Annotated in this window: 22 protein-coding genes and 2 tRNA genes; 13 read left to right on the forward strand and 11 right to left on the reverse strand. The window is 33.6% G+C overall.

The features are described 5' to 3' along the window. Both EYD45_RS05290 and EYD45_RS05295 read left to right on the forward strand, forming a co-directional pair. Positions 1-954: a transketolase family protein gene (locus EYD45_RS05290; RefSeq protein WP_130963321.1), complete on the forward strand. Its 954-nt coding sequence runs from the start codon at positions 1-3 to the stop codon at positions 952-954. A gap of 144 nt (positions 955-1,098) precedes the next feature. Beyond that, positions 1,099-1,737 carry an outer membrane beta-barrel protein gene (locus EYD45_RS05295; RefSeq protein ID WP_130963323.1) on the forward strand — a complete coding sequence of 213 codons (639 nt, stop codon included), beginning with the start codon at positions 1,099-1,101 and terminating at the stop codon, positions 1,735-1,737. Positions 1,738-1,787: 50 nt separating this feature from the next. Here the strand turns inward: EYD45_RS05295 and EYD45_RS05300 are convergent, their stop codons facing one another. Beyond that, the gene (locus tag EYD45_RS05300) at positions 1,788-2,738 is read right to left on the reverse strand and encodes an FKBP-type peptidyl-prolyl cis-trans isomerase (protein ID WP_130963325.1); all 951 of its coding nucleotides are present in this window, start codon (positions 2,736-2,738) and stop codon (positions 1,788-1,790) included. A gap of 81 nt (positions 2,739-2,819) precedes the next feature. On the opposite strand from EYD45_RS05300, the gene EYD45_RS05305 reads away from it, so the two are divergent. Together EYD45_RS05305 and EYD45_RS05310 are read left to right on the forward strand one after the other, a co-directional pair. Next, the gene (locus EYD45_RS05305) at positions 2,820-3,191 is read left to right on the forward strand and encodes an RNA-binding S4 domain-containing protein (RefSeq protein ID WP_130963326.1); all 372 of its coding nucleotides are present in this window, start codon (positions 2,820-2,822) and stop codon (positions 3,189-3,191) included. Positions 3,192-3,220: 29 nt separating this feature from the next. After that, positions 3,221-3,724: a phosphoribosyltransferase family protein gene (locus EYD45_RS05310; protein ID WP_130963328.1), complete on the forward strand. Its 504-nt coding sequence runs from the start codon at positions 3,221-3,223 to the stop codon at positions 3,722-3,724. Here EYD45_RS05310 and EYD45_RS05315 read toward each other — a convergent pair. Further along, positions 3,716-4,237 (reverse strand): shikimate kinase, encoded by a 522-nt coding sequence (locus EYD45_RS05315; protein ID WP_130963330.1) that lies wholly within the window; start codon positions 4,235-4,237, stop codon positions 3,716-3,718. The genes EYD45_RS05310 and EYD45_RS05315 overlap by 9 nt on opposite strands. A gap of 139 nt (positions 4,238-4,376) precedes the next feature. Between EYD45_RS05315 and EYD45_RS05320 the strand changes: the two genes are divergently transcribed. Together EYD45_RS05320 and EYD45_RS05325 are read left to right on the forward strand one after the other, a co-directional pair. Further along, a tRNA-Lys gene (locus tag EYD45_RS05320) sits at positions 4,377-4,449 on the forward strand. A gap of 57 nt (positions 4,450-4,506) precedes the next feature. Further along, positions 4,507-4,590, forward strand: a tRNA-Leu gene (locus EYD45_RS05325). Between the two features lie 10 nt (positions 4,591-4,600). Here EYD45_RS05325 and EYD45_RS05330 read toward each other — a convergent pair. Both EYD45_RS05330 and EYD45_RS05335 read right to left on the reverse strand, forming a co-directional pair. Beyond that, the gene (locus EYD45_RS05330; RefSeq protein WP_165453890.1) at positions 4,601-5,116 is read right to left on the reverse strand and encodes a YceI family protein; all 516 of its coding nucleotides are present in this window, start codon (positions 5,114-5,116) and stop codon (positions 4,601-4,603) included. A gap of 84 nt (positions 5,117-5,200) precedes the next feature. Beyond that, positions 5,201-7,441 (reverse strand): tetratricopeptide repeat protein, encoded by a 2,241-nt coding sequence (locus EYD45_RS05335; protein WP_130963334.1) that lies wholly within the window; start codon positions 7,439-7,441, stop codon positions 5,201-5,203. A 246-nt stretch (positions 7,442-7,687) separates the two neighbouring features. Between EYD45_RS05335 and EYD45_RS05340 the strand changes: the two genes are divergently transcribed. The 5 genes from EYD45_RS05340 to EYD45_RS05360 are packed head-to-tail and all read left to right on the forward strand — an operon-like array spanning position 7,688 to position 12,549. Then, on the forward strand, positions 7,688-8,590 hold the full coding sequence (locus EYD45_RS05340) for a MerR family transcriptional regulator (RefSeq protein ID WP_130963336.1): 903 nt from the start codon (positions 7,688-7,690) through the stop codon (positions 8,588-8,590). Positions 8,591-8,633: 43 nt separating this feature from the next. Beyond that, positions 8,634-10,097: a phytoene desaturase family protein gene (locus tag EYD45_RS05345; RefSeq protein WP_130963338.1), complete on the forward strand. Its 1,464-nt coding sequence runs from the start codon at positions 8,634-8,636 to the stop codon at positions 10,095-10,097. Between the two features lies 1 nt (position 10,098). Next, positions 10,099-10,938, forward strand: coding sequence for a phytoene/squalene synthase family protein (locus tag EYD45_RS05350; RefSeq protein WP_130963339.1), 840 nt, complete (start codon positions 10,099-10,101; stop codon positions 10,936-10,938). Between the two features lie 9 nt (positions 10,939-10,947). Then, positions 10,948-11,400 carry a sterol desaturase family protein gene (locus tag EYD45_RS05355; protein WP_130963341.1) on the forward strand — a complete coding sequence of 151 codons (453 nt, stop codon included), beginning with the start codon at positions 10,948-10,950 and terminating at the stop codon, positions 11,398-11,400. 6 nt (positions 11,401-11,406) lie between these two features. Then, positions 11,407-12,549, forward strand: coding sequence for a lycopene cyclase family protein (locus tag EYD45_RS05360; protein WP_130963343.1), 1,143 nt, complete (start codon positions 11,407-11,409; stop codon positions 12,547-12,549). Here EYD45_RS05360 and EYD45_RS05365 read toward each other — a convergent pair. Then, on the reverse strand, positions 12,546-13,118 hold the full coding sequence (locus tag EYD45_RS05365) for a TlpA family protein disulfide reductase (protein ID WP_130963345.1): 573 nt from the start codon (positions 13,116-13,118) through the stop codon (positions 12,546-12,548). The two genes, EYD45_RS05360 and EYD45_RS05365, sit on opposite strands and share 4 nt — an antisense overlap. A gap of 55 nt (positions 13,119-13,173) precedes the next feature. Then, positions 13,174-13,953: a nucleoside triphosphate pyrophosphohydrolase gene (mazG, locus tag EYD45_RS05370; protein ID WP_130963347.1), complete on the reverse strand. Its 780-nt coding sequence runs from the start codon at positions 13,951-13,953 to the stop codon at positions 13,174-13,176. Positions 13,954-14,166: 213 nt separating this feature from the next. Between mazG and EYD45_RS05375 the strand changes: the two genes are divergently transcribed. After that, positions 14,167-15,795 carry a carboxypeptidase-like regulatory domain-containing protein gene (locus EYD45_RS05375; RefSeq protein WP_130963348.1) on the forward strand — a complete coding sequence of 543 codons (1,629 nt, stop codon included), beginning with the start codon at positions 14,167-14,169 and terminating at the stop codon, positions 15,793-15,795. Positions 15,796-15,904: 109 nt separating this feature from the next. Here EYD45_RS05375 and EYD45_RS05380 read toward each other — a convergent pair whose 3' ends face one another. Then, positions 15,905-18,172, reverse strand: a complete 2,268-nt coding sequence (locus EYD45_RS05380) for an aconitate hydratase (protein ID WP_130963350.1) — start codon at positions 18,170-18,172, stop codon at positions 15,905-15,907. A gap of 229 nt (positions 18,173-18,401) precedes the next feature. Between EYD45_RS05380 and EYD45_RS05385 the strand changes: the two genes are divergently transcribed. Continuing rightward, entirely contained in the window at positions 18,402-20,093 is a 1,692-nt protein-coding gene (locus EYD45_RS05385) for an LIC_10190 family membrane protein (protein ID WP_130963352.1), read from the forward strand. Here the strand turns inward: EYD45_RS05385 and EYD45_RS05390 are convergent. The 4 genes from EYD45_RS05390 to EYD45_RS05405 are packed head-to-tail and all read right to left on the reverse strand — an operon-like array spanning position 20,085 to position 25,262. After that, positions 20,085-21,038: an AAA family ATPase gene (locus EYD45_RS05390; RefSeq protein WP_130963354.1), complete on the reverse strand. Its 954-nt coding sequence runs from the start codon at positions 21,036-21,038 to the stop codon at positions 20,085-20,087. The two genes, EYD45_RS05385 and EYD45_RS05390, sit on opposite strands and share 9 nt — an antisense overlap. A gap of 6 nt (positions 21,039-21,044) precedes the next feature. Continuing rightward, positions 21,045-22,472: a peptidylprolyl isomerase gene (locus EYD45_RS05395; RefSeq protein ID WP_317127929.1), complete on the reverse strand. Its 1,428-nt coding sequence runs from the start codon at positions 22,470-22,472 to the stop codon at positions 21,045-21,047. Continuing rightward, positions 22,456-23,316: a peptidyl-prolyl cis-trans isomerase gene (locus EYD45_RS05400; protein ID WP_130963357.1), complete on the reverse strand. Its 861-nt coding sequence runs from the start codon at positions 23,314-23,316 to the stop codon at positions 22,456-22,458. Before EYD45_RS05400 ends, EYD45_RS05395 begins: the two co-directional genes overlap by 17 nt. Then, positions 23,316-25,262, reverse strand: coding sequence for a peptidylprolyl isomerase (locus EYD45_RS05405; RefSeq protein ID WP_130963359.1), 1,947 nt, complete (start codon positions 25,260-25,262; stop codon positions 23,316-23,318). Before EYD45_RS05405 ends, EYD45_RS05400 begins: the two co-directional genes overlap by 1 nt. Between the last annotated feature and the right edge of the window lie 84 nt (positions 25,263-25,346).

The raw sequence follows: 25,346 nt of genomic DNA on the forward strand, positions 1-25,346 counted from the left end.
ATGAAAACATATACATACACAGAAAAAAAGGATACAAGAAGTGGTTTTGGAGCTGGTTTAGCTGAATTGGGTAGAACCAATCCAAATGTGGTTGCTTTATGCGCAGATTTAATTGGTTCTTTAAAAATGAACGAGTTTATCAAAGAAAATCCAGAACGCTTTTTCCAAGTAGGAATTGCAGAAGCCAATATGATGGGTATTGCTGCTGGTTTAACTATAGGAGGAAAAATTCCCTTTACCGGAACTTTCGCTAACTTCTCAACTGGGCGAGTTTACGATCAAATTCGTCAATCTATTGCATATTCTGGTAAGAACGTAAAAATATGCGCATCACATGCCGGTTTAACTTTAGGTGAAGATGGTGCAACGCACCAAATACTTGAGGATATTGGGATGATGAAGATGTTGCCTGGAATGACAGTGATTAACCCATGTGATTTCAATCAAACAAAGGCTGCTACCATAGCAATCGCTGAATATGAAGGACCAGTATATTTACGTTTTGGGCGTCCATCCGTTCCAATTTTCACACCTGCAGACCAGAAATTTGAAATTGGTAAAGCCATTAAATTTACAGAAGGAACAGATGTTACCATTGTTGCTACTGGCCATTTAGTTTGGGAAGCTTTAGAAGCTTCAAAAGTGTTGCATGAAGCTGGAATTTCGGCTGAGGTAATTAACATTCACACTATTAAACCTTTAGATGATGCAGCCATTTTAGAGTCTGTTGCAAAAACTGGATGTGTAGTTTCTGCTGAAGAGCATAATATCCTTGGTGGATTAGGAGAAAGTGTTGCTAGATTATTAGCAACTAATTCACCTGCACCTCAAGAATTTGTGGGTACTAACGATACCTTTGGGGAATCTGGAACTCCTGCGCAACTAATGGATAAATATGGCCTTAGCAGTACTGCTATTGTAGAAAAAGTTAAAAAGGTTATTGAAAGAAAATAGCTTATTAAGATATAAAAATGTAAAAGCTCCTAGGTTTATAAACTCAGGAGCTTTTTTTATTATAATTCTGTTTTTGTTAAAATATTTAACGTTTGGCAACGTTTTTGATAATATACTTGACATCAAATCTTAAAACGAATAATTATGAAAAAATCGAATGAATTACACAAAGAACTAAAAAACCAATTTTCTACAGTTAAACTCATTCTGTTACTAGCAGCAGTTGTGCTTTTATCCCTTTCTAGTTTTGCGCAAACACAAACTGGTTTTGGCTTAAAAGGCGGACTAAACTATAATGGAAATGGTGATTACATCGAATCTATAGGAGATAATGCCGAAAATCCCGATAGAAACATTGGCTATCACGTGGGTATCTTCGGTAAAATTGGACAAAAAGTATATTTGCGCCCCGAGTTGATTTATACAAAAACTAAAAGTGACTACAGAAATGATAGTTTCGAAATGAGCAAATTGGATGCTCCAATATTAGTGGGTATAAAAGTTTTAGGCCCGTTAAGCGTATTTGGTGGCCCTTCGTTTCAATACATACTTGATTCAGAATTCGATAATATTTCAATAAATAACATTGAAAACGATTTCTCGGTAGGCCTTAATTTCGGAATAGGATTTAATTTAAAGAAAGTAGGTATTGACCTAAGATACGAAAGAGGTTTTAGTGATAATGAAGCCAGTTTTATTAATAATAATATAGGAGGAAATCCACAAAGTAGACTAGATACACGACCAGATCAATTAATTTTAAGTTTGGCTATTATTTTATAAAAGGTGTTATATCTACAATAAAAAAGCCCACTTAATTGTGGGCTTTTTTATTATTTTGAATCGTTAGCTTCAGGGTCTAAATATCTTGGCAAACTAGGGTTAATAGGACTCATATCGTTTGTTGGGTCGCCATCACCATCCCAATCCTCATTAACAGTCGGTACACCATCACCGTCATCATCGGGATCTACATAATCTGGAGTACGATCATTATCTGTGTCATCATCTCCTTCTTTATCTAAGTCATCGGGGTCAAGAAAAAACTCGCCATCTCCGTCTATATCCTCCTTCCAAGAAGGCACACCATCATTATCATGATCGTTGACAAAACTCTGCAACAATTCAAACTTAAAAATTAATGGTGAATACGCTGGAATACCTGTCCTCGCATCTGCAAAGTATGCCAACCCTGAGGGTAAAAACATTACCCCAGCCCCATGATTTGAATAACTCACTGTACCATCACCGTTTTCAACAAAACTTTCAGCTACATTAAATCTAGGGAAAACTTTTCTCCAACCTGGAATCAACGTTGTTAAATCTAACGTTAGTGGAGTTACTGCACTATCAAAAACTTCATTGTCCAGCGTAAATCCTTCATAAGTGATCAATATGTTATCTGCAAAATTTGGTGAGCTATCACCTCCTCCTTGGTTAAGACTTAAAACGTAATACTCATATTCTACGTCAACAAAAGTTACTTTTATTGGATCCCCAACAGCGTTTATTAATAAAGAGTCTGCATCGCTAGAAATGGTTTCATCTGTTATCTTAGTTATTACTAAATCTGTTGTTTTAGGATTTGTATTCCCCTCAAACATACTTTTATTAAAATAATGTGAACTTAAATAATCATCAATAGAATCTTTATCTACAATTTGTTGCTCAGCTCTATCTCTTAAGATTATTTCTGGAATAGTTACACCGCCATCGTCATTATTACATGACATAAATACAAGTACAATAACTAATATCGCTGAACCTATTTTTCTTAAACTCATTATTGCTTATTTTTGGCGTGCAAGATACAATTTTAATGCAATCTTGTACAATAACATTAACGTTGTTTTTACAAAATTTGTATGCGAATAGATAAGTATTTATGGTGTGTGAGATACTACAAAACAAGAACTTTAGCAACTACAGCTTGCAAAAAAGGTCATATCAAGGTTAATGGAGATACCGTAAAGCCTAGTCGTGAAGTTTACCCTACCGATAAAATTGAATTGCGTAAAAATCAAATTAATTATCAACTGACTGTAAATGATATTCCGCCGAACAGGATTTCCGCAAAACTCGTTGATATTTATCGTACGGATACTACTCCTAAAACCGAATTTGAAGCCCAAGAACTACTAAAATATTCTAAAGACTATTATAGAAAAAAAGGAACAGGAAGGCCTACCAAAAAAGATAGAAGAGATATTGACGATTTTAATACTGAAAATGATTAATTTTAAACTTTAACTTTTATAGCAGCTTCATGAAATTAAAGGATAACGTTATTTTAAACCACAAAGAAATACAACATAAAATAAAGCGTATTGCATTTCAAGTTTATGAAACTAATGTAGATGAAAAAGAGGTGATTATAGCTGGAATTGGAGAGAATGGGCATGTTTTAGCTAAAAAACTAAAAACCATTCTTGAAAAGATTTCCGATATCAAACCTGTACTTTGTAAGGTTACTATTGATAAAAAAAATCCATTAGAGCCAATATCGACTTCCCTTAAATCTGAAGATTACGCCAATAAATCAGTAGTTTTGGTAGATGATGTGCTTAATTCTGGCACTACATTGATCTATAGCGTGAAACATTTTTTGGATGTTCCTCTAAAGCAATTTAAAACGGCCGTTTTAGTAAATAGAAACCATAAAAAATATCCAGTAAAAGCAGATTTTAAGGGTATTTCTTTATCCACATCATTACATGAACATGTACAAGTAGATTTAAAAGGGAAAATGCACCAAGTTGTTTTAGAATAATTCTAGAATAATATCTTCTACAATTTCTATTTTTTTCTTGTTATCGGTTACTACATGAATTTCGGCTTGATTATAAAATTGTGAGCGTTCAAATAAGTGCTTACCGATAAACTCCGTCATTAATGCCTCTGTTTCAATATGCGCTATTAACGGTCGTTTTGCCTTTTTGACAAACAGCTTTTTTGATAAAAACTGCAACGATCCCTTAAGGTAAACAGAAACGGCTTTATCAGAGGCTAAAATGGCCTCCATATTTCCCGCAAAACAAGGTGTACCACCACCTAATGCCAAAACAGTATTATCTTCAAGCTGTAATAATTCTTTTAAATATTCGGTTTCCTTTTTTCTAAAATAAACTTCTCCCTTGGTTTTGAAAATTTCAGATACAGAAGTGTTTTCTTTTTCAATGATATAGTCATCTAAATCAATTAAATTATAGCTTAGTTTTTCCGCCAAAATTCTGCCTACAGAAGACTTCCCAGACCCCATATATCCTAATAAAACTATAATCATTTTTCCGCTAGTATTTGATAATTAAAAACATACATAATTGTGCTGCAAAAAAACGAAAAATTATATAAAAAAAGTATTGTTTTATTAATTAAACATTATATATTTGCACCCGCTAACACTAGAAGGTTAGTCATATATTGACCGGGTAGCTCAGTTGGTAGAGCATCTCCCTTTTAAGGAGAGGGTCCTGGGTTCGAGCCCCAGCCCGGTCACTAAAAAAGTTAAGCTTTATCGCTTAACTTTTTTTATTTTAGCATTTCTTTGAAAAAGCACACGTGGCGGAATTGGTAGACGCGCTGCCTTGAGGGGGCAGTGTCTGTATGGACGTGGAGGTTCGAATCCTCTCGTGTGCACTTATTATTATTACTTAAACCTGCACTTGATAGTAACTAATATTTCTTTTCCAACCATAAAACCTCCATTAGGCCCTAGTTTAAAATCTTTTCGCAGAATCTTTAAAGTCCCTGTTAACTCTTTATTTCGATATTCTAAGGGTATGCTTACTGTTTTGCTTATGCCATGCAATGATAATTCACCCGTTACATACAGTAAATCCGCTTTATTCTCAATAACACTTGACACAAAACAAATATCAGGAAACTGTTCAACATCAAAAAAATCCTCTCCCTTTAAATGGTTATCCCTTTTGGTGTTATCAGTATTGATAGTTTTTGCATCGAGACAAACATCTATGTAACTTTTGGAAGGTTTAGCCTCATCTAAAATAATTTCACCTTTCATGCCTCCTATCTTGCCTTCAACTGTTCTAACCTTCATGTTGCTCACGGCAAATAAAACCTTAGAGTTTTCAGTATCAATCTCTTGAGCATGAATCGGCAATAGAAAAAATGTAAAAAAGAGAAGAACTAATGTTTTCATTAGATATTTCTTTTTCGGGTTAGCTTTTAAACAAATATAAAGCATAAGCACCCATTTATCTACTTAATATTTAAACATTAACAATTATTGTGCAACGTTTAATTGCTTATAGAAAGATAGATATTGCTTGTTATTTGGATACAATTGTACCAATCTTTCAGCCATATTTTTAGCTTTGGCTATATTTCCCTGTTTTTGATAAATATAAGCCAGAACGTAGATTAATCCTTCATTATTCGTATCCAACTTTAATCCTTTAGAGGCAATCTGTTCTGCTTTTTTAAGGTTATTTACCTTATCATGAAGGAGACTTAAATTATAATAAAACCTGATGTTTTCTGGCATGCGTTTTATAGCCAAATCCATCTGTTGAATGGCTTCCTCTACTCTATTTTGTTCAGCCAATAACAAGGCATAAGAATAGTAAGTTTGAGCAAACTCTGGTTCTTGTTTAATTATAGTTTTAAATGCTTTTTCTGCATTTTTTATATCGTCATTTCTATAATAAAGGTTTGCCAAATTGGTTCTGATCATATTATTCATATCATCAATCTCAAGTGCTTTTTCATACCATTTTATAGCATTTACCAAATCCCCTTTTTTTATAAAGTATAGAGCTTTTTTTGCTCGTCCTCCTGTGAAATCAGAAGTAACATCTAAATGGGTATTAAACTCCTTTTCTACCTTTTTATAAACATCTTTATAAGCTTCAGGTATTTGAAACTCATTTAAACCAGCTATGGCCAAAAATGCTTTTACCCTAACAGTACGTTTTTCATCTTTCAACAAAGGCAAAAAGTAATTAGCATAATCTGCAGAATTAATATCATTTAAGGCATCAATGGTTGCCCCTCTAACCAAAGGCGATTCATCATTTAAAAATGCCAACATATTATCTATGGCATTTTCATTCAAATAGCCCTCCATTGCTCTGACAGCTGACGCTCTGGAAATCTCTGGGTAAATTGTGTCTTTTGAAAGTTCCAACAACTTTTCAAAACCATGCGGATCTCCTTTTAAACCGGGCGCCAAAAGCTCAGAAAAATGTTTGTTTTTAGGTGTACCATGAGTTTCTTTGTATTTCTCCCAAGCCCAAGTATCATCTTTATCAGTATGGCATTGTGTGCATGCATTTGGCGTACCATATTTTAAACTTAGATCTGGACGCGGAATTCTAAAACTGTGGTCTCTTCGGTAATCATTACCCATGTAAATTTTTCCCGCCATATGGCAGTTGATACATTTTGAACCTTCTGAAGCCGTTTCGTGAAAATGATGTGAAGGTACATCATACACTTTAGTGTCATGGCATTGCGCACATAACATATTTCCTTCAAACCTTAGTTTTAAAGAATGCGGATTGTGGCAATTGGTACATGTTACATTGTTTTGATACATTTTACTTTGAAGAAATGAACCATAAACATAAACTTCATCTAAAATTTGACCGTCAGGATGATATAAATTATCCGTTAATAATTGGGGGGCGTAGTGATCTAAAAATGTACCTTCAAAATTGTAAAATTCAGAATATTGCTCTCTTCTTGCATGACACCGTGCGCATTGATCCACTAATTCTTTTGGCCCCGTATTTAAAGTCATCTTTAAATCTCCGTTAGGTTTATAAGCATTTCCTAATTTTTTTGCATTTTCAACATGGTTCTTTCCAGGGCCATGGCAAGCCTCACAGTTTACGTTAATCAAAGCATATTTAGTATCATAGCTATGAGTTTCGATATCGTAATTTTTACGAACATTGGTAGAATGGCAATCGGCACACATATTATTCCAGTTTAGCCCACCTCTGGACCAGTGTAGCCATTCGGAATGCACCACCTTAAATTCTGGATACAGATCAAACCACTTATTCTCCTTAGTATCCCAAGCGGTTCTTAAACATTGATAGTGCCCGTCAGGAAACTTAACGATGTACTGCTGTAACGGCTCTATCCCAAAAGTATACTCAATTTTATAATCGTGATATTTACCATCACGCCCTTCAGTATTGACATAAAATGAGTCATCCTTTTTAAAAAATCGAGAGGTTATCCCTTGACTTTTAAAATACGTATTGTTGAAATCTCCTAGGACAGTTGAATCAGCTGCAATCTCCATGGCTTTGTCATGATGAGACTCTTTCCAATCCTTAAATTGCTCATTATGACATGAAGCGCAAGCCTGATCGCCTAAAAAGTGATTATCAGGAATTAAATGAGTGGAGGCAAATTTCTCTTTACTAGTACCCTGTGCATCAACATATTCTGATTTATTTTTTTTACAGGAAAAACACAATAAAAGTGTTAAAATCAAAAATATTGAACGCATAAATAGATACTGTGAAGTTTATAAGACGATAATAAAAGTTGTCAATCAAAAATAATTAATAATCTCACAGCAGCAAAGGTTTTTCGGGGGAAAAGAAATTTAGTGAATTTTTGAAAATATCTTTTAAATTAGATTTAATAATGCATTCTACCACATATCATTTGTTAATTTTTTAAAACTTTTATTATTTTTTTAATGTTTATTCGTTAGGTATTCGTAATTTTGTTTAACAAAAATTGCTTTTTGATGAACAATATACAAGTTAATTTTAGTATTAAAGACCTTGAAAACTTAACAGGAATAAAGGCTCATACTATACGCATATGGGAAAAGCGATATAATTTGCTACAGCCAAATAGGTCGGATACCAATATCAGAAATTACAGCTTGGCTAGCTTACAAAAGCTACTTAACATTTCCTTTTTGAATAATAGTGGATATAAAATATCTAAAATTGCACAACTCAGTGATGAAGAAATCCCCATAAAGGTAAGAGAAATAGCTTCAAGAGCTAAGGTAGAAGATCATGCTATCAATGCATTTAAGCTTTCAATGCTTAATTTTGATCAGGTATTATTTTACAATACATATAATAATCTTATAGAAAATAAATCCTTCAATGATATTTTCTATGATATTTTTCTGCCGCTATTGAACGAAATTGGGCTTTTGTGGCAAACAGATACGATAACACCAGCCCATGAGCACTTTTTAACATCACACATAAAACAAAAAATATTATTAAATATCGAAAGGCTTCAAAGTTTAGAGCCTAAACCCGTTTCAAAAACTTTTATTTTATTTCTGCCAGATAATGAAGTGCACGACATTGGTCTTTTATTTATTAACTATCAATTAAGAAGTAAAGGCTATCACACTATTTTCCTAGGGGAAAGCGTTCCTATGGCAAGTTTAGTAAGTGTCTTAGAATTTTTTGACCAAATAACTTTCATTACATATTTTACTGTAAAACCTGAAATTGAGGAAATTCCAGATTATTTAAATGATTTTAGTGAATTATTACTTGATAATTCTAAAATTGACTTGTTGCTTTTAGGCCCAAAATTATCGGCCTTAGATGAAAACACGCATTTGCCTGAACGGGTGAAAATATGTGATTCCATCGAAAATTTAGTTAAAGATTTATAATTTCACTTATTCTTGTTTAACTTTTACTTATATTTGTTAAACAATGAAGAAAACAATCGCTATAATAGGTTCTGGATTCTCTGCGCTTTCTGCCAGTAGTTACTTAAAGCAATACGGTTTTGACGTATCTGTATTTGAAAAAAATAGTACCGTTGGTGGTCGCGCAAGACAATTAAAAAAAGACGGCTTTACCTTTGACATAGGTCCAAGTTGGTATTGGATGCCAGACATCTTCGAAAAGTTTTTTAATGATTTTGGAAAATCAACCTCAGACTATTACCAGTTAGACAAGCTTAGTCCTGCTTATAAAATTTTCTTCAAAGATGAGATTATCACGATTGGAGACACCATGGACAAAATATGTACAGAGTTTGAGCGTATTGAACCTGGTAGTTCTAAGCCACTAAGGCAATTTATTGACAAAGCTGCAACCAATTATGATATTGCCATAAACAAAGTAGTTTTAAAACCTGGCATTTCACCTTTTGAATTAGTAACACCCGAAACTGCAACTCGTGTAGATCAATTTTTTAAAACCATTAGTGGCGATGTTCGGAAAAAATTTAAAAATCCCAAATTAATTTCAACTCTGGAATTTCCAGTACTTTTCTTAGGTGCAAAACCCAGTAACACACCCTCATTTTATAGCTTTATGAACTATGCCGATTTTGGTCTAGGTACATGGCACCCCAGAGGTGGTATGTACGAAGTCATTAAGGCAATGAAATCCCTTGCTGAGGGTTTAGGCGTAAAAATATATACCAATAGTGCAGTAGAAAAAATAAATGTAGAGCAAAAAACTGCTACCTCAATTAAAGTAAACGGGGAAATTAAAACGTTTGATATTGTTCTAAGTGGCGCAGATTACCACCATTCTGAAACTTTACTTGATGAAGCTTTCAGACAGTATTCTGAAACATATTGGTCTAAAAAAACCTTTGCCCCTTCTTCCCTATTGTTTTATGTTGGGTTCAATAAAAAGTTAAAAAATATCGAGCACCATAACTTATTTTTTGATACAAGTTTTGAAACACATGCTGAGGAAATTTATGATAATCCCCAATGGCCTAAAGACCCATTGTTTTACGCAAATTTTCCATCTGTTACAGATACATCAATGGCTCCTAAAGATTGTGAAACCGGTTTTTTCTTAATACCTATTGCCCCAGGCATTGAAGATACTGATGAAATTAGAGCACAATATTTCGACATCATTATGTCGCGATTTAAAAAATTAACGCAGCAAGATATTTCAAATAGTATTATATTTAAAGAATCCTTTTGTGTTAAGGATTTTATTAAAGAGTATAATTCTTATAAAGGAAACGCATATGGGATGGCAAATACGCTTTCCCAAACTGCCTTTCTAAGGCCAAAGTTAAAAAGCAAAAAGGTAAAAAACCTTTATTTCACTGGTCAACTCACTGTCCCTGGACCTGGAGTACCGCCATCGCTAATTTCTGGAAAGTTAGTAGCGCAACTTATTAATAAATACCATAATCAATAATATGAAAGCATTATTTGATACCGTTTCATACAATTGCAGTAAAGTAGTAACAAAAAATTACAGTACATCATTTTCGTTAGCCACCAAAATGCTATCGAACTCCATTAGAATGCATATATATAATATCTACGGGTTTGTGAGGTTTGCCGATGAGATCGTAGATTCTTTTCACAACTATGATAAAGAAGATTTATTTAAACGTTTCTCCTCAGATTTAGAAAATGCACTTAAGGATAAGATAAGTCTCAATCCTATTTTAAATTCATTTCAGCACACATATCATAAATTTAACATTGATAAAAGCATGGTTGATGCCTTTATGGAGAGTATGCGATTGGATTTACATAAGAAAGACTACCTTTCTGATGACGAATACAAAGCATATATTTATGGTTCTGCAGATGTGGTTGGCCTAATGTGCTTGAAAGTATTTGTAAACGGCGATGACGAAAAATATAATGAATTGAAAGATTCCGCTATGTCCTTGGGGTCTGCTTTTCAAAAAGTGAATTTCTTAAGAGATTTGAAGGCTGATTTTACGGAGTTAAACAGAAGCTATTTTCCAAATGTAGATTTGGACAACTTAGATGAAAATTCCAAACAGCAAATTATTGATGATATAGAAAGTGATTTTGAAAAAGGCTTGAGCGGTATTAAGAAACTACCAATGGAAGCTAAATTTGGTGTGTTTATGGCTTACCGTTATTACAGTCAGCTTTTAAAAAAATTAAAAAAGACGCCTGCTTTAAGAATTAAAGATACGCGCATTAGAGTTTCCAATCCTAAAAAAATTGAACTTTTGGCGCGCAGTTATGTAAAATATCAATTAAATTTAATGTAATTTTATACTATGCAAATTGTGTATTGGATATTAGTGTTTTTAGGCACTTATTGCTTTATGGAATTTATGGCGTGGTTTACCCATAAATACATTATGCATGGGTTTTTATGGAGTTTACATAGAGACCATCATCATAAAGACCACGATAGTTGGTTTGAACGCAACGACTTGTTTTTTATTTTTTATGCCGTAGTAAGTATTGGTTTTTTTCTACTTTGGAGATATTACGGCTTTTGGCCTGGGCTACCCATTGGCTTAGGAATATTCGCTTACGGTTTATCATACTTCTTAGTACATGATATTTTTATCCATCAGCGTTTTAAAATGTTTAGAAATGCTAATAATTGGTATGCTCGCGGCGTACGTAGAGCGCATAAAATTCATCACAAACACCTTGGAAAAACCGATGGCGAATGCTTTGGGATGCTTTTTGTTCCTTTTAAATACTTCAAAAGAAAATAAATAGAAATGGTGAATGGCTCCCATTTCGACTACATCATTATTGGAAATGGTTTGGCTGGTTTGCAGTTGGCTTTAAAAATGGCCTCCGATGCTTTTTTTGATGACAAGCAAATAGCACTCATTGATCCGTCAACAAAAGAAGTTGATGATAAAACATGGAGCTTTTGGGAAACCGAGCCCTCACAATGGCGTGATTTACCCTATAAATCATGGAGAAAAGCTAAAATTTTTACTTCTGAAAAAACAATTGATTTAGAGCTTGCCCCTTACGCCTACAAATCTATAAAGGCCATTGATTTTTATAACTACGCTAAATCAACATTGCAGAAATGTAACAATATCCACTTTTTAATAGATGAAGTAGTTTCTCTAGTTGAAGATGAAAACGTTCTTGTAACTACTGTGGCATCTCATTTTACCGCAAACCACGTATTTGATAGTAGAGTTCCCGATGCCTTTTATCAAGATTCAGAAAGCATTAAAATCAATCAGCATTTTAAAGGTATTGTTATTAAAACTAACAGTGCTATTTTTGATGAAGACCACTTCACCATGATGGATTATAGATTGAAGGATGGCCCGCAAACCACGTTTACTTATGTGTTGCCATTCTCAAAACATGAAGCCCTTATTGAGTTTACTTATTTTACTGAGCATACAGTTGACGAAGCCATATATGATAGCTACATCGCACAATATATTAATGATTATCTAAAAATTGACGACTATAAAATTATAGCATCTGAAAAAGGTAACATCCCAATGACTACGTTTCCTTTTGACAGTTACAATACTAACAGCATCACAAAAATTGGTACAGGAGGTGGTTGGGTTAAGCCATCCACAGGGTATTCGTTTAAGCACACCGAAAAAAAAGTAGTCAAAATAATAGAAAACGTAAAGGCAAACCGGGCACCCTCGGCAAACTTGTTTAAAAACAAATATAAATTTTACGATAAAGTGTTTTTGAAGGTCATAAAAGACGAAAACCATAAGGGCGAATGGATTTTTCAACAGTTTTATGATAAAAATAGTATTGCAACCATGTTGCGGTTTTTGGATGAAGAATCTACATTTGCGGAAGAACTGAAAATTATGAGTTCGCTTTTCTCATGGAGTTTTATCAAAGCTTTTTTTAAGACGCTTTAGTTTGTTTCTGCTACCAATAGTTTATCAATAGTTTCACGTACGGTTTCACTGTTCCAATTTGCAGCACCTGTTTTGTCAATGATTATATTTCCATTAGTATCAATCAAAAATGTTCGCGGAATACCTCCTACATCAAATACCTCTGGATATTTTGTAACAGGCTTATATACGTTAAAATTGTACTCGTTTTTGTTTAAAAACTTTTTAATCACCTCTTGTTTTTCATCAGATACAAAAAGGAACTCTATTTTATTACTGTAGTCTGCATAAAGCTTATCCATACTGGGCATTTCTGCAATACACGGTGGACACCATGTTGCCCAAAAATTGATAAGTACCACTTTGCCTTTAGTATCTCTAAAATTTAGCCCTTCTCCATTAATATCAATTAAAACCCAATCAATTTCACCTATATGCTGTTGCTTTGAAGCCTCAATCGTTGAGGGACTAAATAATGCCAATCCTCTATTTACAAGCACCTGAATTGGCTTCCTTGTCTGTGGTATAATGAACAAAGCGGCTACACCGAGAAAAATCAAATTTTTAATATGTTGCTTAGTAATTTTCATGCTCTATAACGTCTTTACTTCTTCCTTTTATTAGAATTTGCAAATCGAAGATTTTCTATTTTTGAAGCTGCTTTGCCTCTTCCCAAAATATATCCATTTCAGCTAAGGTCATTTCTTTAAGCTGTTTATTGAGAGCTTTTGTCTTATCTTCTAAATACTGAAAGCGTTTAGTAAATTTTTTATTGGTGCGCTCTAAAGCATTTTCAGGGTTGATATTTAGGAACCTTGCATAATTAACCATAGAGAACATCACATCACCAAATTCACTCTCAATACGATTAGCATTTCCCATTTCAACTTCAGCATTTAATTCTTGTAACTCTTCCTGAACCTTTTCCCATACCTGTTCTGGCTTTTCCCAATCAAACCCTATACCAGCAACTTTTTCTTGAATACGGTTAGCTTTAACCAAGGCAGGTAAACTTTTAGGAACGCCTTCCAACACGCTTTTTTTACCTTCTTTAAGTTTTAAATTTTCCCAGTTGCGTTTTACATCGTCTTCATTTTCCACATCAACATCACCGTAAATATGCGGATGCCTGCTAATAAGCTTCTCACAAATTTCATGACACACATCAGCGATATCAAAATCCTTGGTTTCGCTACCTATTTTTGAGTAGAATACTATGTGTAATAGTACATCTCCCAATTCTTTCTTCACCTCTTCCAAGTCATTATCCAAAATAGCATCACCCAACTCGTAAGTTTCTTCAATAGTAAGGTGTCGTAGCGTTTCCATGGTTTGCTTTTTGTCCCACGGGCATTGTTCTCGCAACTCGTCCATTATAGTTAGTAATCTATCAAAGGCTTTCAGTTGGTCTTGTCTGGAATTCATTCTTGAAGTTTTTGTAAAAATAAGGTTTTGACGTTTTTGGATTAAAATAATTTATTGAAAATTTCTTTTAAAATAACAATTGCTATTAAGTTCATAGTTTGTCTTTATCAGAAAAAAAAGATAACTTAGTTTAGTGTCCAACTAAGCCTAATAAAACGAAATTTGTTTTAGATTAAGCAATATTTGGTTAACCAAAATTCAACTTAAAATTAGATGTTTTCAATTGTAAGAAAAACAAGTTTATTCTTTTTATTAGTCCTAATATTATTTACCAATGTAATTAATAGTCAAGAAAACGGGTTGTTTAATTGTAGATTAATAAATGCTAAAGATAAAACTCCGTTACCTTATGCAACTATATTGATTAAAAATAAAGCTAAAGGGTTAATATCTAATATAGATGGAGGATTTAAAATTCCTTATGAACTACAAACATTAAATGATACTCTAGTAATTTCTTCTATAGGATTTGCTACTAAAGAAGTTTCATTATCGAACTTTGATAAGAACATAATTAATATTATAACATTAGCTGAAAAAACAGAAATACTAAGTGAAGTGGTTGTAGTTGCTTCTAAGAAAAGAAGAGAAAGAAAAAGTGCATTAGAAATTTTCAATTTAGCATTAGATAAAATACCAGAAAATTATCAGTTTACACCATATTCTTATATAGGGTATTACAGGGATTATCAAATAAAAGAAGGAGATTATTTAAATCTGAACGAAGCCATCATGGAAGTGTTTGACCCAGGTTTTGCAGCTATCGATTTTAATGAAACTCAAACAAGAATATATCAATACAAAAAGAATACTACTTTTCCAACTGATCTAATTGCCAGTAGGCCTTATGATTTTAAAAAAGGTGAAAAAACAATTTCCTCTAGCTTTAATATACGCAACCAAAATGGAAATGAATTTACTATTTTACGAGCGCACGATGCAATACGCAACTATAGCATTGACACCTATGATTTTGTAAATCGATTTGACTTTAATTTTGTTAAAAACCACCAAATTAAGCGATTACCAGACACTTCAATTAACAATATTGCGCTTTACTGTATAGATATATATAAAGCCATAGAACACGTTGTAGTGAAAGGTAAAATTTACATAAGTAAAGGTGATTTTAAAATTTATAAAATGCAATACGCTGTTTATGACAGCAGAAAATCTAATAAATCTAAAAAGAAACAAGATACTGAAGAACAGAATTTTGGAAAACTACAATATGAAATCATTTTAGAATACCAGTTAAAAGAAGATAAAATGTATTTAAGCTATATTTCTTTTAATAACACATTTGAAGTGTTGCAAAATCCAAAATTTACTACAATTAGTACAGAGGTTAATTACACAAAAAGATTTGATCCTATTTCTAATACCTATGAAATCATTTTTAATAGTTTTGAGATAACTTTTAATAATATTTTATCTCAAAAAAATGCGTTAAAAAAAAGTAATTATAAATTACGGTACAGAGACAAAAAACTGAAAATTGATAGTATAAAAGTTAATAAAGATAAAGTAGTTTTGTATTTAAATAAAAAATTGCTTTTGAGCTCTAGGGAAATGAAGTCTTCAAATAAAAACATTGAAAACGATATAATTATAGAAATCAAAAAGATAAAAGATATAAATGGCAATATTGTAAACCACAGGGAATATGCAAATTACAATCAATATAGAGAGTTTTTTGTTCAAGAACTTAAACTAAATTCTTCTAAACCAGTAGATCCATTTTTCATGCTAAAAAACAAACCGATTTTTAAAAATCAACCTATAGCCCCCTTTGATAACCTTTCAGATTATTGGTTGAATACGCCATTGAAATCAAATTAGCAGCGAAAAAGTATGTTTTAAATAATCAAGCTAAACCATTAACTCAATTATTAAAACTAAAAATCCAGCTTTTTTAGCTGGATTTTTAAATGCAAATATTTAATTAAAACTAAGCGTTTTGCTTCTTGATTAAGTTAAGCGCAGAACCCTCGTTATACCAAGCGATTTGTGCATCGTTATAGGTATGGTTTAACTTGATGGTATCTTTACTACCATCGGCATGCACAACTTCTAGAGTTAACTGCTTATCTGGTGCAAATTCGTTTAAATCTAGGAAGTTGAAGGTATCATCTTCTTGAATTAAATCGTAATCTGATTCGTTGGCAAACGTTAAGCCCAACATACCTTGTTTTTTAAGGTTGGTTTCGTGGATACGCGCGAACGACTTTACAATTACGGCAGCCACACCTAAGTGACGCGGTTGCATTGCAGCGTGCTCTCTTGAAGAACCTTCGCCATAATTGTGATCTCCAACCACAACGGTTTTAATGCCTTTAGCTTTATACGCGCGTTGTACATCTGGCACACCACCGTATTCCCCAGTTAATTGGTTTTTAACAAAGTTTGTCTTTTTATTAAAGGTATTTACCGCACCAATTAAGGTGTTGTTGGCAATGTTATCTAAATGTCCTCTGAAACGTAACCATGGACCTGCCATAGAAATATGGTCGGTAGTACATTTTCCAAAAGCTTTTATCAAGAGTTTTGCTCCTGTGATAGAATCGCCTAGAGGCTCAAAAGGAGTTAGTAGCTGTAAACGTTCTGAATCGTCCTTCACCACCACATTTACGTGACTTCCATCTTCTTCTGGCGCTAAATAACCATTTTCCTTTACATCAAAACCTTTAGGTGGTAACTCCCATCCTGTTGGTTCATCAAGCATTACTTCTTCTCCATTTTCGTTGATTAATTTGTCCGTCATCGGATTGAAATCTAAACGGCCTGCAATAGCAATAGCTGCAGTAATTTCAGGAGAAGCTACAAAAGCGTGCGTGTTTGGGTTACCATCGGCACGTTTCGCAAAGTTTCTATTAAAAGAATGTACAATACTGTTTTTTGGTGCATTTTTTGGGTCTGAATATCTTGCCCATTGTCCGATACATGGTCCACATGCATTGGTAAAAATCTTAGCATCTAATTTCTCGAATACTTGAAGGATACCATCACGTTCGGCGGTATAACGTACTTGCTCTGAACCTGGATTGATACCAAATTCTGCTTTTGTTTTTAATCCTTTATCTAGGGCTTGTTGTGCTATGGATGACGCTCTTGACAAATCTTCGTAAGAGGAATTGGTACAAGACCCTATTAATCCCCACTCCACTTTTATTGGCCATTCATTATCGGTAGCCTTTTTCGTCATTGCTGAACCTACTGTAGTAGATAAATCTGGAGTAAACGGCCCGTTTAACAATGGACCTAATTCTGATAAATTAATTTCAATAACCTGATCAAAATATTGCTCTGGATTTTCGTAAACCTCTGGATCTGCTGTTAAATGTGCTTTAACTTCGTTAGCAGCATCGGCAACATCCTCTCTATCTGTTGCTCTTAAATAGCGCTCCATAGAATCATCATAACCAAATGTAGATGTAGTTGCACCTATTTCAGCACCCATGTTACAGATGGTTCCTTTTCCTGTACAAGACATAGACAATGCACCCGGTCCAAAATATTCTACAATAGCACCAGTACCACCTTTAACAGTTAGTATTTCAGCTACTTTTAAAATAACATCTTTAGGTGCTGTCCATCCAGATAATTTACCTGTTAACTTCACGCCTATTAGTTTTGGAAACTTTAATTCCCAAGCCATACCAGCCATTACATCAACAGCATCAGCACCACCAACACCAATAGCTACCATTCCTAAACCACCAGCGTTAACTGTGTGTGAGTCAGTTCCAATCATCATACCTCCTGGAAAGGCATAGTTTTCCAAAACTACTTGATGGATAATACCTGCACCAGGTTTCCAAAACCCGATACCATATTTATTAGATACAGATTCTAAGAAATCAAACACCTCACTACTTACCGTATTAGCATGTTTTAAATCTGTTGCGGCACCTTCCTTAGCCTGGATTAAGTGGTCACAATGTACCGTAGTTGGTACAGCAACTTTATCTTTTCCAGCTTGCATAAACTGCAATAACGCCATTTGCGCGGTAGCATCTTGACATGCAATTCTATCGGGAGCAAAATCAACATAATCCTTTCCTCTTACAAATGCCTTGGTTGGCGTACCATCCCATAAGTGATTATATAATATTTTTTCAGAAAGCGTTAGTGGCTTTCCAACAACCTCACGTGCTTTATCAACTCGTTCGGCCATTGTGGAGTAAACTCCTCGTATCATTTCAATGTCAAATGCCATATAAAATTTTTTAAGGTTTGTTATTTTTTTCAGTCTCGCAAATTACGAAATTAATACAAAGTTTTAAAAAGAAACAGTAAGTAACAAGTAGTATTGATACTTATTTACTATCCCGCTATTATTTGAGCATATGATTGTATTTTCTTTACCTGTACGCAAGTATTTCTAATGAATTAATAATTTAAGATTTGCGATTTATATATACCTTTGGTAAAAACCTAACAGCAGAATGCTTCTTATTCTATTAACCTGGATTTATATTGCCATAACCTGCCTGAATTTTGGGTTTGTTTTTCGAAAACTTTTTAAAATTACTGATTGTCATTTTGCAATCCATCTGGTTTTAGGGTTATTTCTTTATACCACCTTAACCAGCTTTATTGCATTTTTTTTTCGAATCAATATTGAATATTACATTGGTATTTTTTTGCTGACTTGTGCGCTGTACTTTTGGTTTAGAAGTGATATAAAGCGCTACTTAAAGCTTGTTTTACAAACTTTAAGTAGTTTAAAAAATTCTTATAAAGCCTTATATCTATTATTGTTTTTCGTAGTGCTTGCACAAAGTGCTACTAAGCCCTATTTAATTGACAATGAATCCTATTACATACAAACCATTAAGTGGATAAATGAATTTGGCTATGTAAAAGGTCTTGCCAACTTACACATCTTCCTAGGGCAAAACTCCTCATGGCATACGCTACAAGCTGGATTTAGTTTTTCTTTTATTTCTAATTATTTCAATGATATTAATGGGTTTCTTTTTATCGTATTGGGGTTTCTTTTTATTGAAAAGTTGAATAACAATTCTAATGTTCAGGATTATTTCTTAGGACTTGTACTGGTCTTCAGTTTATTTTTTATGCAATTTGTAAACGCGCCTTCTCCAGATTTGGCTATCTTTTTATTGACACCCTATGTGGCTTATGAGTTCATTGTAAACTATTATAATATAACAGCTAGCAAGTTTAAAATATTACTGTCCGTAGTACTCTTTTTGTGCTTTATAAAAGTGACCATGCTCGTTATAGCCCTTTTAGTATTGATACTATTTTTGAAACACTTTAAAACCTTGAAAGCACAAAGCCTAAGGTATGGGGTTTTATGCGCCGTTATACTTGTATTGTTTCTATTTAAGAATTATACAATTTCTGGGTATTTGCTATATCCAACATCGGCATTTGATATTTTTGGAGCAGATTGGAAACTACCCAAAGAGTTATTACAACTTTATCAAACTGGTACGTACCAATCCGGTTTTAACAACATTGACACGTCCTCTTTTAGCTTTTTTGAAAAACTAAAATATTGGTTGCAAATTCCAAAACTTCATGGATTATTCAACAAATTATTTTTATTACTGTTGGCAATCTTTCCGGTTTTTATTTGGAAGCGTAAAAACAAAAAATCACTTTTCATAATTTATGCTCTTGGCATTCTTCAATTTATAATCGTTTGGTTAAACTCACCGCAATACCGTTTCTTTTTTGTGTTTATCTTAATTTTCTCACTTCAGATATTCATTACAGTTTTTAAATCGCGAAAACTTGGTTTGTATCTCGCTTACTTCTCTATAGGTTTAAGCGTTATTCCTATATTCATTCCTTTGAATCTCAATGTCTTTACGTCCAATCAGTTTGCAATGTCTTTCAGTAATTTCAAACCTAAAAACATTGTAATACCAGAAAAAAACACAAAAACAGTAACTACATTTTCTGAAGTTAATATTGACGGTTTTGATTTTAACTCTCCTGGTGAAGAAGTTTTCTTTTGGGGTACCGGAGATGGCGATTTACCTTGTGTTAACCAACAACAGGTGGAGTATATAAAAACTTACTACAAGTATATTCCTGAATTAAGAAGTGAAAATTTGAAAGACGGGTTTATTTCTAAAAATTTAAAACGTGATGAACTAGAATAAGCTCTTTATCACTTGATATTCTGAAATACCCTCAGCTTCAGCTTTGTAGTTTTTGATAATTCTGTGTCTTAGCACACTTGAAGCAACAGCTTGCACATCTTCATTATCTGGAGAAAACTTTCCATTGATAGCTGCGTGTGTTTTTGCCGCTAAAATTAAGTTTTGAGATGCTCTTGGTCCCGCACCCCAATCGATATATTGTTTTACCAAGTCTGGAGCTGTTGAACCATTAGGTCTTGTTTTACCCACCATAGCCACAGCGTACTCTATTACATTATCAGCTACAGGAATTCTTCTAATAACATGTTGAAACTCTAAAATTTCCTCTGCTGTAAACAATGCATTTACTTTAACTTTTACATCATTTGTTGTTGCTTTCACCACTTCTACCTCTTCTTGAAATGAAGGATATTCTAAATTAATAGCAAACATAAAACGATCTAATTGCGCTTCTGGTAAAGGATACGTTCCTTCTTGCTCAATAGGATTTTGTGTGGCCAACACAAAGTATGGTAAGTCCAATTTATAGTGATGACCTGCAACCGTAACGGCGCGTTCTTGCATCGCCTCTAACAAAGCTGCCTGTGTTTTTGGAGGGGTTCTATTTATTTCGTCCGCTAAAATAATATTGGCGAAAATAGGCCCCTTTACAAATTTAAAGTGACGGTCTTCATCAAGAATTTCACTCCCTAAAATATCACTTGGCATTAAATCTGGCGTAAATTGAATGCGCTTAAAATCCAGCCCCAGTGCTTGTGCAATTGTATTTACCATCAAGGTTTTGGCTAATCCAGGAACACCAATAAGCAAAGAGTGACCACCAGAAAAAACAGATATCAAAATTTGGTTTACAACATCATCTTGTCCAACAATAACCTTAGCTATCTCTTGTTTTAAGTCTTTATATTTTTTTACAAACTGTTCTACTGCAGCTACGTCAGACATAAACTTTTATTTTTTTAACCAGTTACTAGAAAATTCACAAGCTCTCATATTCCCTGTTATTTTAATGTAGGTATCATCAATTTTTTCAGCTTGCCAATCTTCTATTGCTTTAATTTTCTTTTCGTTTAAGGCCAACTCTTTTATCTTTAAAAAGTCTCTTGCATAATCAGCCTCGTGATCTTCCACTCTGTCAGAAACCGTAAGAATCTTAAATTTAAGTTTATTTGATCTATCTGTTTCCCCAACTACTTGACTTACCTCTCCGTCTTTCAAATCTTGAATTTGAGAATATAATTCAGGATCCATTCTTGTTAATTCAAAGTTATAATCTTGGGTCTCAGGATTTATCAATTGTCCTCCATCTAATCTCGTTACAGAATCATCGCTTATTTCCTTAGCAGCTTCGGCAAAGGTAATTTCACCATCAACGATTTGCTGTCTTACTTTCTCAAGTTTCTCCTTAGCTTCAATGACCGCTTCACTTGATACTTCTGGGATTAAAAGTACATGACTCACATCATACTCTTGACCTCTAATTTTTTCACAATACACAATATGGAATCCAAAATCAGTCTCAAAAGGTTCTGAAACCTCGCCTTCTTGTAGGGAAAATGCAGCTTCCCTAAACTCCTTTACCATTCTTGGTTTTTTTCTATTCAGTGTATATTTATAGCCCGATTGTTTGATACCAGGGTCTTGACCGTATAGGATGACTTTTGATCTAAAGCTAGCACCATTCTCTTCAACATCGGCCTTAAATTGTTTTAGCTGATTGATAACTCGCTGTTTTTCTTCTTCAGATACCTTTGGCTCCACTACAATTTGTGCCACTTTTAATTCTGTACCAAAATTTGGACGATCTTCCTTCGGTATTTTATTAAAAAACTGTCTTACTTCCTCTGGAGTTATTTCAATTTCCTCAATTACCTTGGCCTGCATACGTTGGGACAACATCATGTCCTTATTGGTTTTAAACATTTCATCCCTCAGGCTCTCTTCACTTTCTTTATTATAAATGGATAACAATCGATCCATATCTCCATTTACCTGAGCTAAAAATTGCTGAATTTGATACTCAACGTTATTTCTAACTTCTGCATCAGAAACTAAAATACTGTCTTGAATGGCATGATGTGCATACAATTTGTTCTCTAAAAGCTTACCAAAAAGTTGACATCTGGTAATATTTTTGGTATCCACTCCAGAAGCCTGTAATTGTAAAAATTCTTTATCAATATCAGAATTTAGCACAATATAATCTCCAACTACTCCAGCAACACCATCAACTTTTACAGGTTTAAACGCCGAAGTAGAATCATTAGCTTTCTCTTCTATTTCCTTTTCTGCCTCAATTGGCTTGTCTTCAATAATCTCTTGAGCCTGTATTATTCCAACAAACATCAAAAGTGATAAAAGGCTAATTATAAATTTCAAATTCCTTGTTTTTAATGGCATCTTTTGTAATATCTTTTTCTAATTTTTTTATCAGTTCCAACTTACGTTTGTTGATAACAATTTGATTAATTGTTGGTTTTACATACTCTAACGGCGCAGTATCATTACGCAGCAATACATCATTAACTTGCATCAAATATACTCCTAATGAATCTTTGAGTTGCACAAAATTAGATTTTTTTAACAGTTGATTTTTGTTTTCTGAATTCACTCCTGGAATCTTCGAAATAACCTGACTCATTTTAACCCAAATAGAATCATTAAGTGAGTAGGATTTAAATTGGATTGCAATAGAATCTAATGCTGTTTTATCATCTTCTTCAAAACGTCTAAATCGCTCTTTAATGTTGCTGAAATCTATAATATTTTCATCAACGTGGATGTATCTAAATTTTATAAGCTCTTCGTTCAGCTTAAACACATCTTTATTTGCTTCATAGTAGGTGTCGGCCTCTTCATTGCTGACCGTAGTATCTAGATTTTTTTTCACTAGTGCTTCCAAATAGGCTTTACTAAATAGATCGTTTTTGTATTGTACAATCAGTTTATTAAAGTTCTCCTGTTTTTCTTCACTTAGATTTATTTGGGCACCACCAACTAAAAGTTGCTCTGTTGCCCATTCCTTTATAAAATTTTGGACTATCAAAGTACTATCCTCGCCAGTAACCCCTTCAGACACCAAACCCTCTAAATCATCTTCATAAAGGTAACTGTCATTTACCCTAGCGATAGGTTTTCTATCATCAGTATTTCTAAAAATATCGCAGGACACTATTAGAAGTACTATAAGGATTATGTTGAGGGATTTTGTGCTCACAATTATTATTTAACATCAGCTTTAACTCTCTTTAAAGCATCATTATTAATGACCACTTTATACTTATTTTTAAGCTCTTCCAACCAAATATCTTCTTTATACGTTTGGTAATCGCTCATCACCAGTCCTTTAACGTCTTCGTATGGTTTTTGCTTCTTAGGTAATACTTCTGAAACATTTGCTACAATAAAACCATTGTTGTGTTTATATACTTTTGAAACGCCTTTCTCCATTTCAAACGTTTTTGGTAATGCTTGATGGCTTACATCCATGGTGTCGGTAGTGAAAATTACATTAATTTCTCCATTAGTATTTACCAATGCTTTAATGTCTTCAGCAGCCATGTTTTTTTCCATGAGTTTAGCTACTTTCTTTATTACTTTTTTACTGTTAGAAGATGCTACCTCAGCATAAACCCTAACAGGTAAAACATAGTTTTCCTTATTTTTTACATAGAATTTTTCAACCTCTATAGAATCTGCTTTAGCTGCTTCCCAAATCGTGCTCTCCATCAAATCAAATAACAACAACCCATCTCTATACTCACTTAAGATATGCGCATAATCTTCATTTTCATTTTCAAGATTTTCTTCTTGATACTGCTTTAAATTTGAGTTTAAAAACGAGGTGTAGGCATCAATCACTATCTTATCAAAGCTTTTCTTTCCTATAATGCGTTTTTGTTGAGACAACAACATATCTGCAAAATCCGCATTAGTTAATTGCTTATCACCAATCTTTAACAAAGGGACATCGCCTTTAAAATCCTCAGGTAATTTCCATGTACGTTGATAAAAATCTTCATTTAATATTGAGACGAAATAACTTAAATCTGGTATCTTATCTGCAATATCATACTTTTCTTTTAACTTTGAAATTAATGCTTTCTCAATCAATTTTGAACGTGAATCTCTTTTTACTTTTTGTTCCAGCTCTGGCTTTATTTCTTCAAAAGCACCAATGGGTTTAGCATTTACTAGTTTAATAATATGCCAGCCAAATTCAGTTTTCACTGGTTTCGAAATATCTCCTTCATTTTGTAGTCCAAATGCGATATCTTCAAATTCTGGCACGCTTAATTGTCCACTGGAAAATGCCTTAAGTAGACCACCTCGTGGTGCTGAGTTCTTGTCATCTGAAAACTCCTTAGCCAAAGCTTCAAACTCCTCTCCTTGTTGAATTTTTTTATGAATCTCACGTATACGCTTTTCGGCATCAAAAACAGTATCGTTCTCTTTTGGCCTTATCATTATATGTTTCACCGTTCGCTCCCCTCTTGCTTTGCGCTTATCCAAAACTTTAATAATGTGATAACCAAATCCCGTTCTAAAGGGTTGAGAAATTTCTCCAACTGAGGTTTGATATGCCGCTTTTTCAAACTCGTACACCATTTTAAAAGCAGAAAACCATCCCAATTCTTCACCAAAAACCGTCTCACCATTATGCACTTGTTTTCTGGTTGTTTCAAAACCGTCGTTCAGAACACGCAATCTTAAATCTTCAATCCTGTTATATGCAGCTAATGTGTCTTCTGGGTTGGCGTCGTGTGCTACCCGAACCAATATATGATTTGCATTTATATCTTTAGTCATGTGTTCATAAGCTTCCCTAACCAACGCATCATTTACATCAGCGTCTGTCATATAGTTTTTTGCCAATTGCTTTTTGTAAGTTCCCAGCTCTCTTTGGTAGGTAGACTTTTTGTGTAAACCTTGTGCCTTAGCTTCTTTTAGCTTTAATTTATAGTTTACAAACAACTTAAGGTATTCTTCAATGTCTTTTTGAGATTCGTCCTGAACCAAATTGAGATTCTTATTATAAACCCTTAAAAATTCTGAAACGTATACAGGTTCATCTGCAACAGTAAACAATACATCTTTATGTTGTACTTGGGCAAATCCGAAACTTATAGAAAGTAATAAAATTATTAAGACAAGAGACTTTAATTTCATAGTAGGATATTATTAATCAACGGATACAAAAATACTAATATATAGCTTTAAAACAAGTTGTGTTAACAAACGTAAATAAAGGGA

This window comes from Hyunsoonleella flava (genome assembly GCF_004310325.1).
GTDB classification, from domain to species: Bacteria; Bacteroidota; Bacteroidia; order Flavobacteriales; family Flavobacteriaceae; genus Jejuia; species Jejuia flava.

Coding starts and splice junctions, on each gene's coding strand:
- EYD45_RS05295 (WP_130963323.1), top strand. CDS start 1,099: ATGAAAAAATCGAATGAATTACACAAAGAACTAAAAAACCAATTTTCT.
- EYD45_RS05345 (WP_130963338.1), top strand. CDS start 8,634: ATGAAGAAAACAATCGCTATAATAGGTTCTGGATTCTCTGCGCTTTCT.
- EYD45_RS05390 (WP_130963354.1), bottom strand. CDS start 21,038: ATGTCTGACGTAGCTGCAGTAGAACAGTTTGTAAAAAAATATAAAGAC.
- EYD45_RS05355 (WP_130963341.1), top strand. CDS start 10,948: ATGCAAATTGTGTATTGGATATTAGTGTTTTTAGGCACTTATTGCTTT.
- EYD45_RS05290 (WP_130963321.1), top strand. CDS start 1: ATGAAAACATATACATACACAGAAAAAAAGGATACAAGAAGTGGTTTT.
- EYD45_RS05300 (WP_130963325.1), bottom strand. CDS start 2,738: ATGAGTTTAAGAAAAATAGGTTCAGCGATATTAGTTATTGTACTTGTA.
- EYD45_RS05375 (WP_130963348.1), top strand. CDS start 14,167: ATGTTTTCAATTGTAAGAAAAACAAGTTTATTCTTTTTATTAGTCCTA.
- EYD45_RS05310 (WP_130963328.1), top strand. CDS start 3,221: ATGAAATTAAAGGATAACGTTATTTTAAACCACAAAGAAATACAACAT.
- EYD45_RS05380 (WP_130963350.1), bottom strand. CDS start 18,172: ATGGCATTTGACATTGAAATGATACGAGGAGTTTACTCCACAATGGCC.
- EYD45_RS05365 (WP_130963345.1), bottom strand. CDS start 13,118: ATGAAAATTACTAAGCAACATATTAAAAATTTGATTTTTCTCGGTGTA.
- EYD45_RS05350 (WP_130963339.1), top strand. CDS start 10,099: ATGAAAGCATTATTTGATACCGTTTCATACAATTGCAGTAAAGTAGTA.
- EYD45_RS05315 (WP_130963330.1), bottom strand. CDS start 4,237: ATGATTATAGTTTTATTAGGATATATGGGGTCTGGGAAGTCTTCTGTA.
- EYD45_RS05405 (WP_130963359.1), bottom strand. CDS start 25,262: ATGAAATTAAAGTCTCTTGTCTTAATAATTTTATTACTTTCTATAAGT.
- EYD45_RS05305 (WP_130963326.1), top strand. CDS start 2,820: ATGCGAATAGATAAGTATTTATGGTGTGTGAGATACTACAAAACAAGA.
- EYD45_RS05335 (WP_130963334.1), bottom strand. CDS start 7,441: ATGCGTTCAATATTTTTGATTTTAACACTTTTATTGTGTTTTTCCTGT.
- EYD45_RS05360 (WP_130963343.1), top strand. CDS start 11,407: ATGGTGAATGGCTCCCATTTCGACTACATCATTATTGGAAATGGTTTG.
- EYD45_RS05340 (WP_130963336.1), top strand. CDS start 7,688: ATGAACAATATACAAGTTAATTTTAGTATTAAAGACCTTGAAAACTTA.
- EYD45_RS05330 (WP_165453890.1), bottom strand. CDS start 5,116: ATGAAAACATTAGTTCTTCTCTTTTTTACATTTTTTCTATTGCCGATT.
- mazG (WP_130963347.1), bottom strand. CDS start 13,953: ATGAATTCCAGACAAGACCAACTGAAAGCCTTTGATAGATTACTAACT.
- EYD45_RS05385 (WP_130963352.1), top strand. CDS start 18,402: ATGCTTCTTATTCTATTAACCTGGATTTATATTGCCATAACCTGCCTG.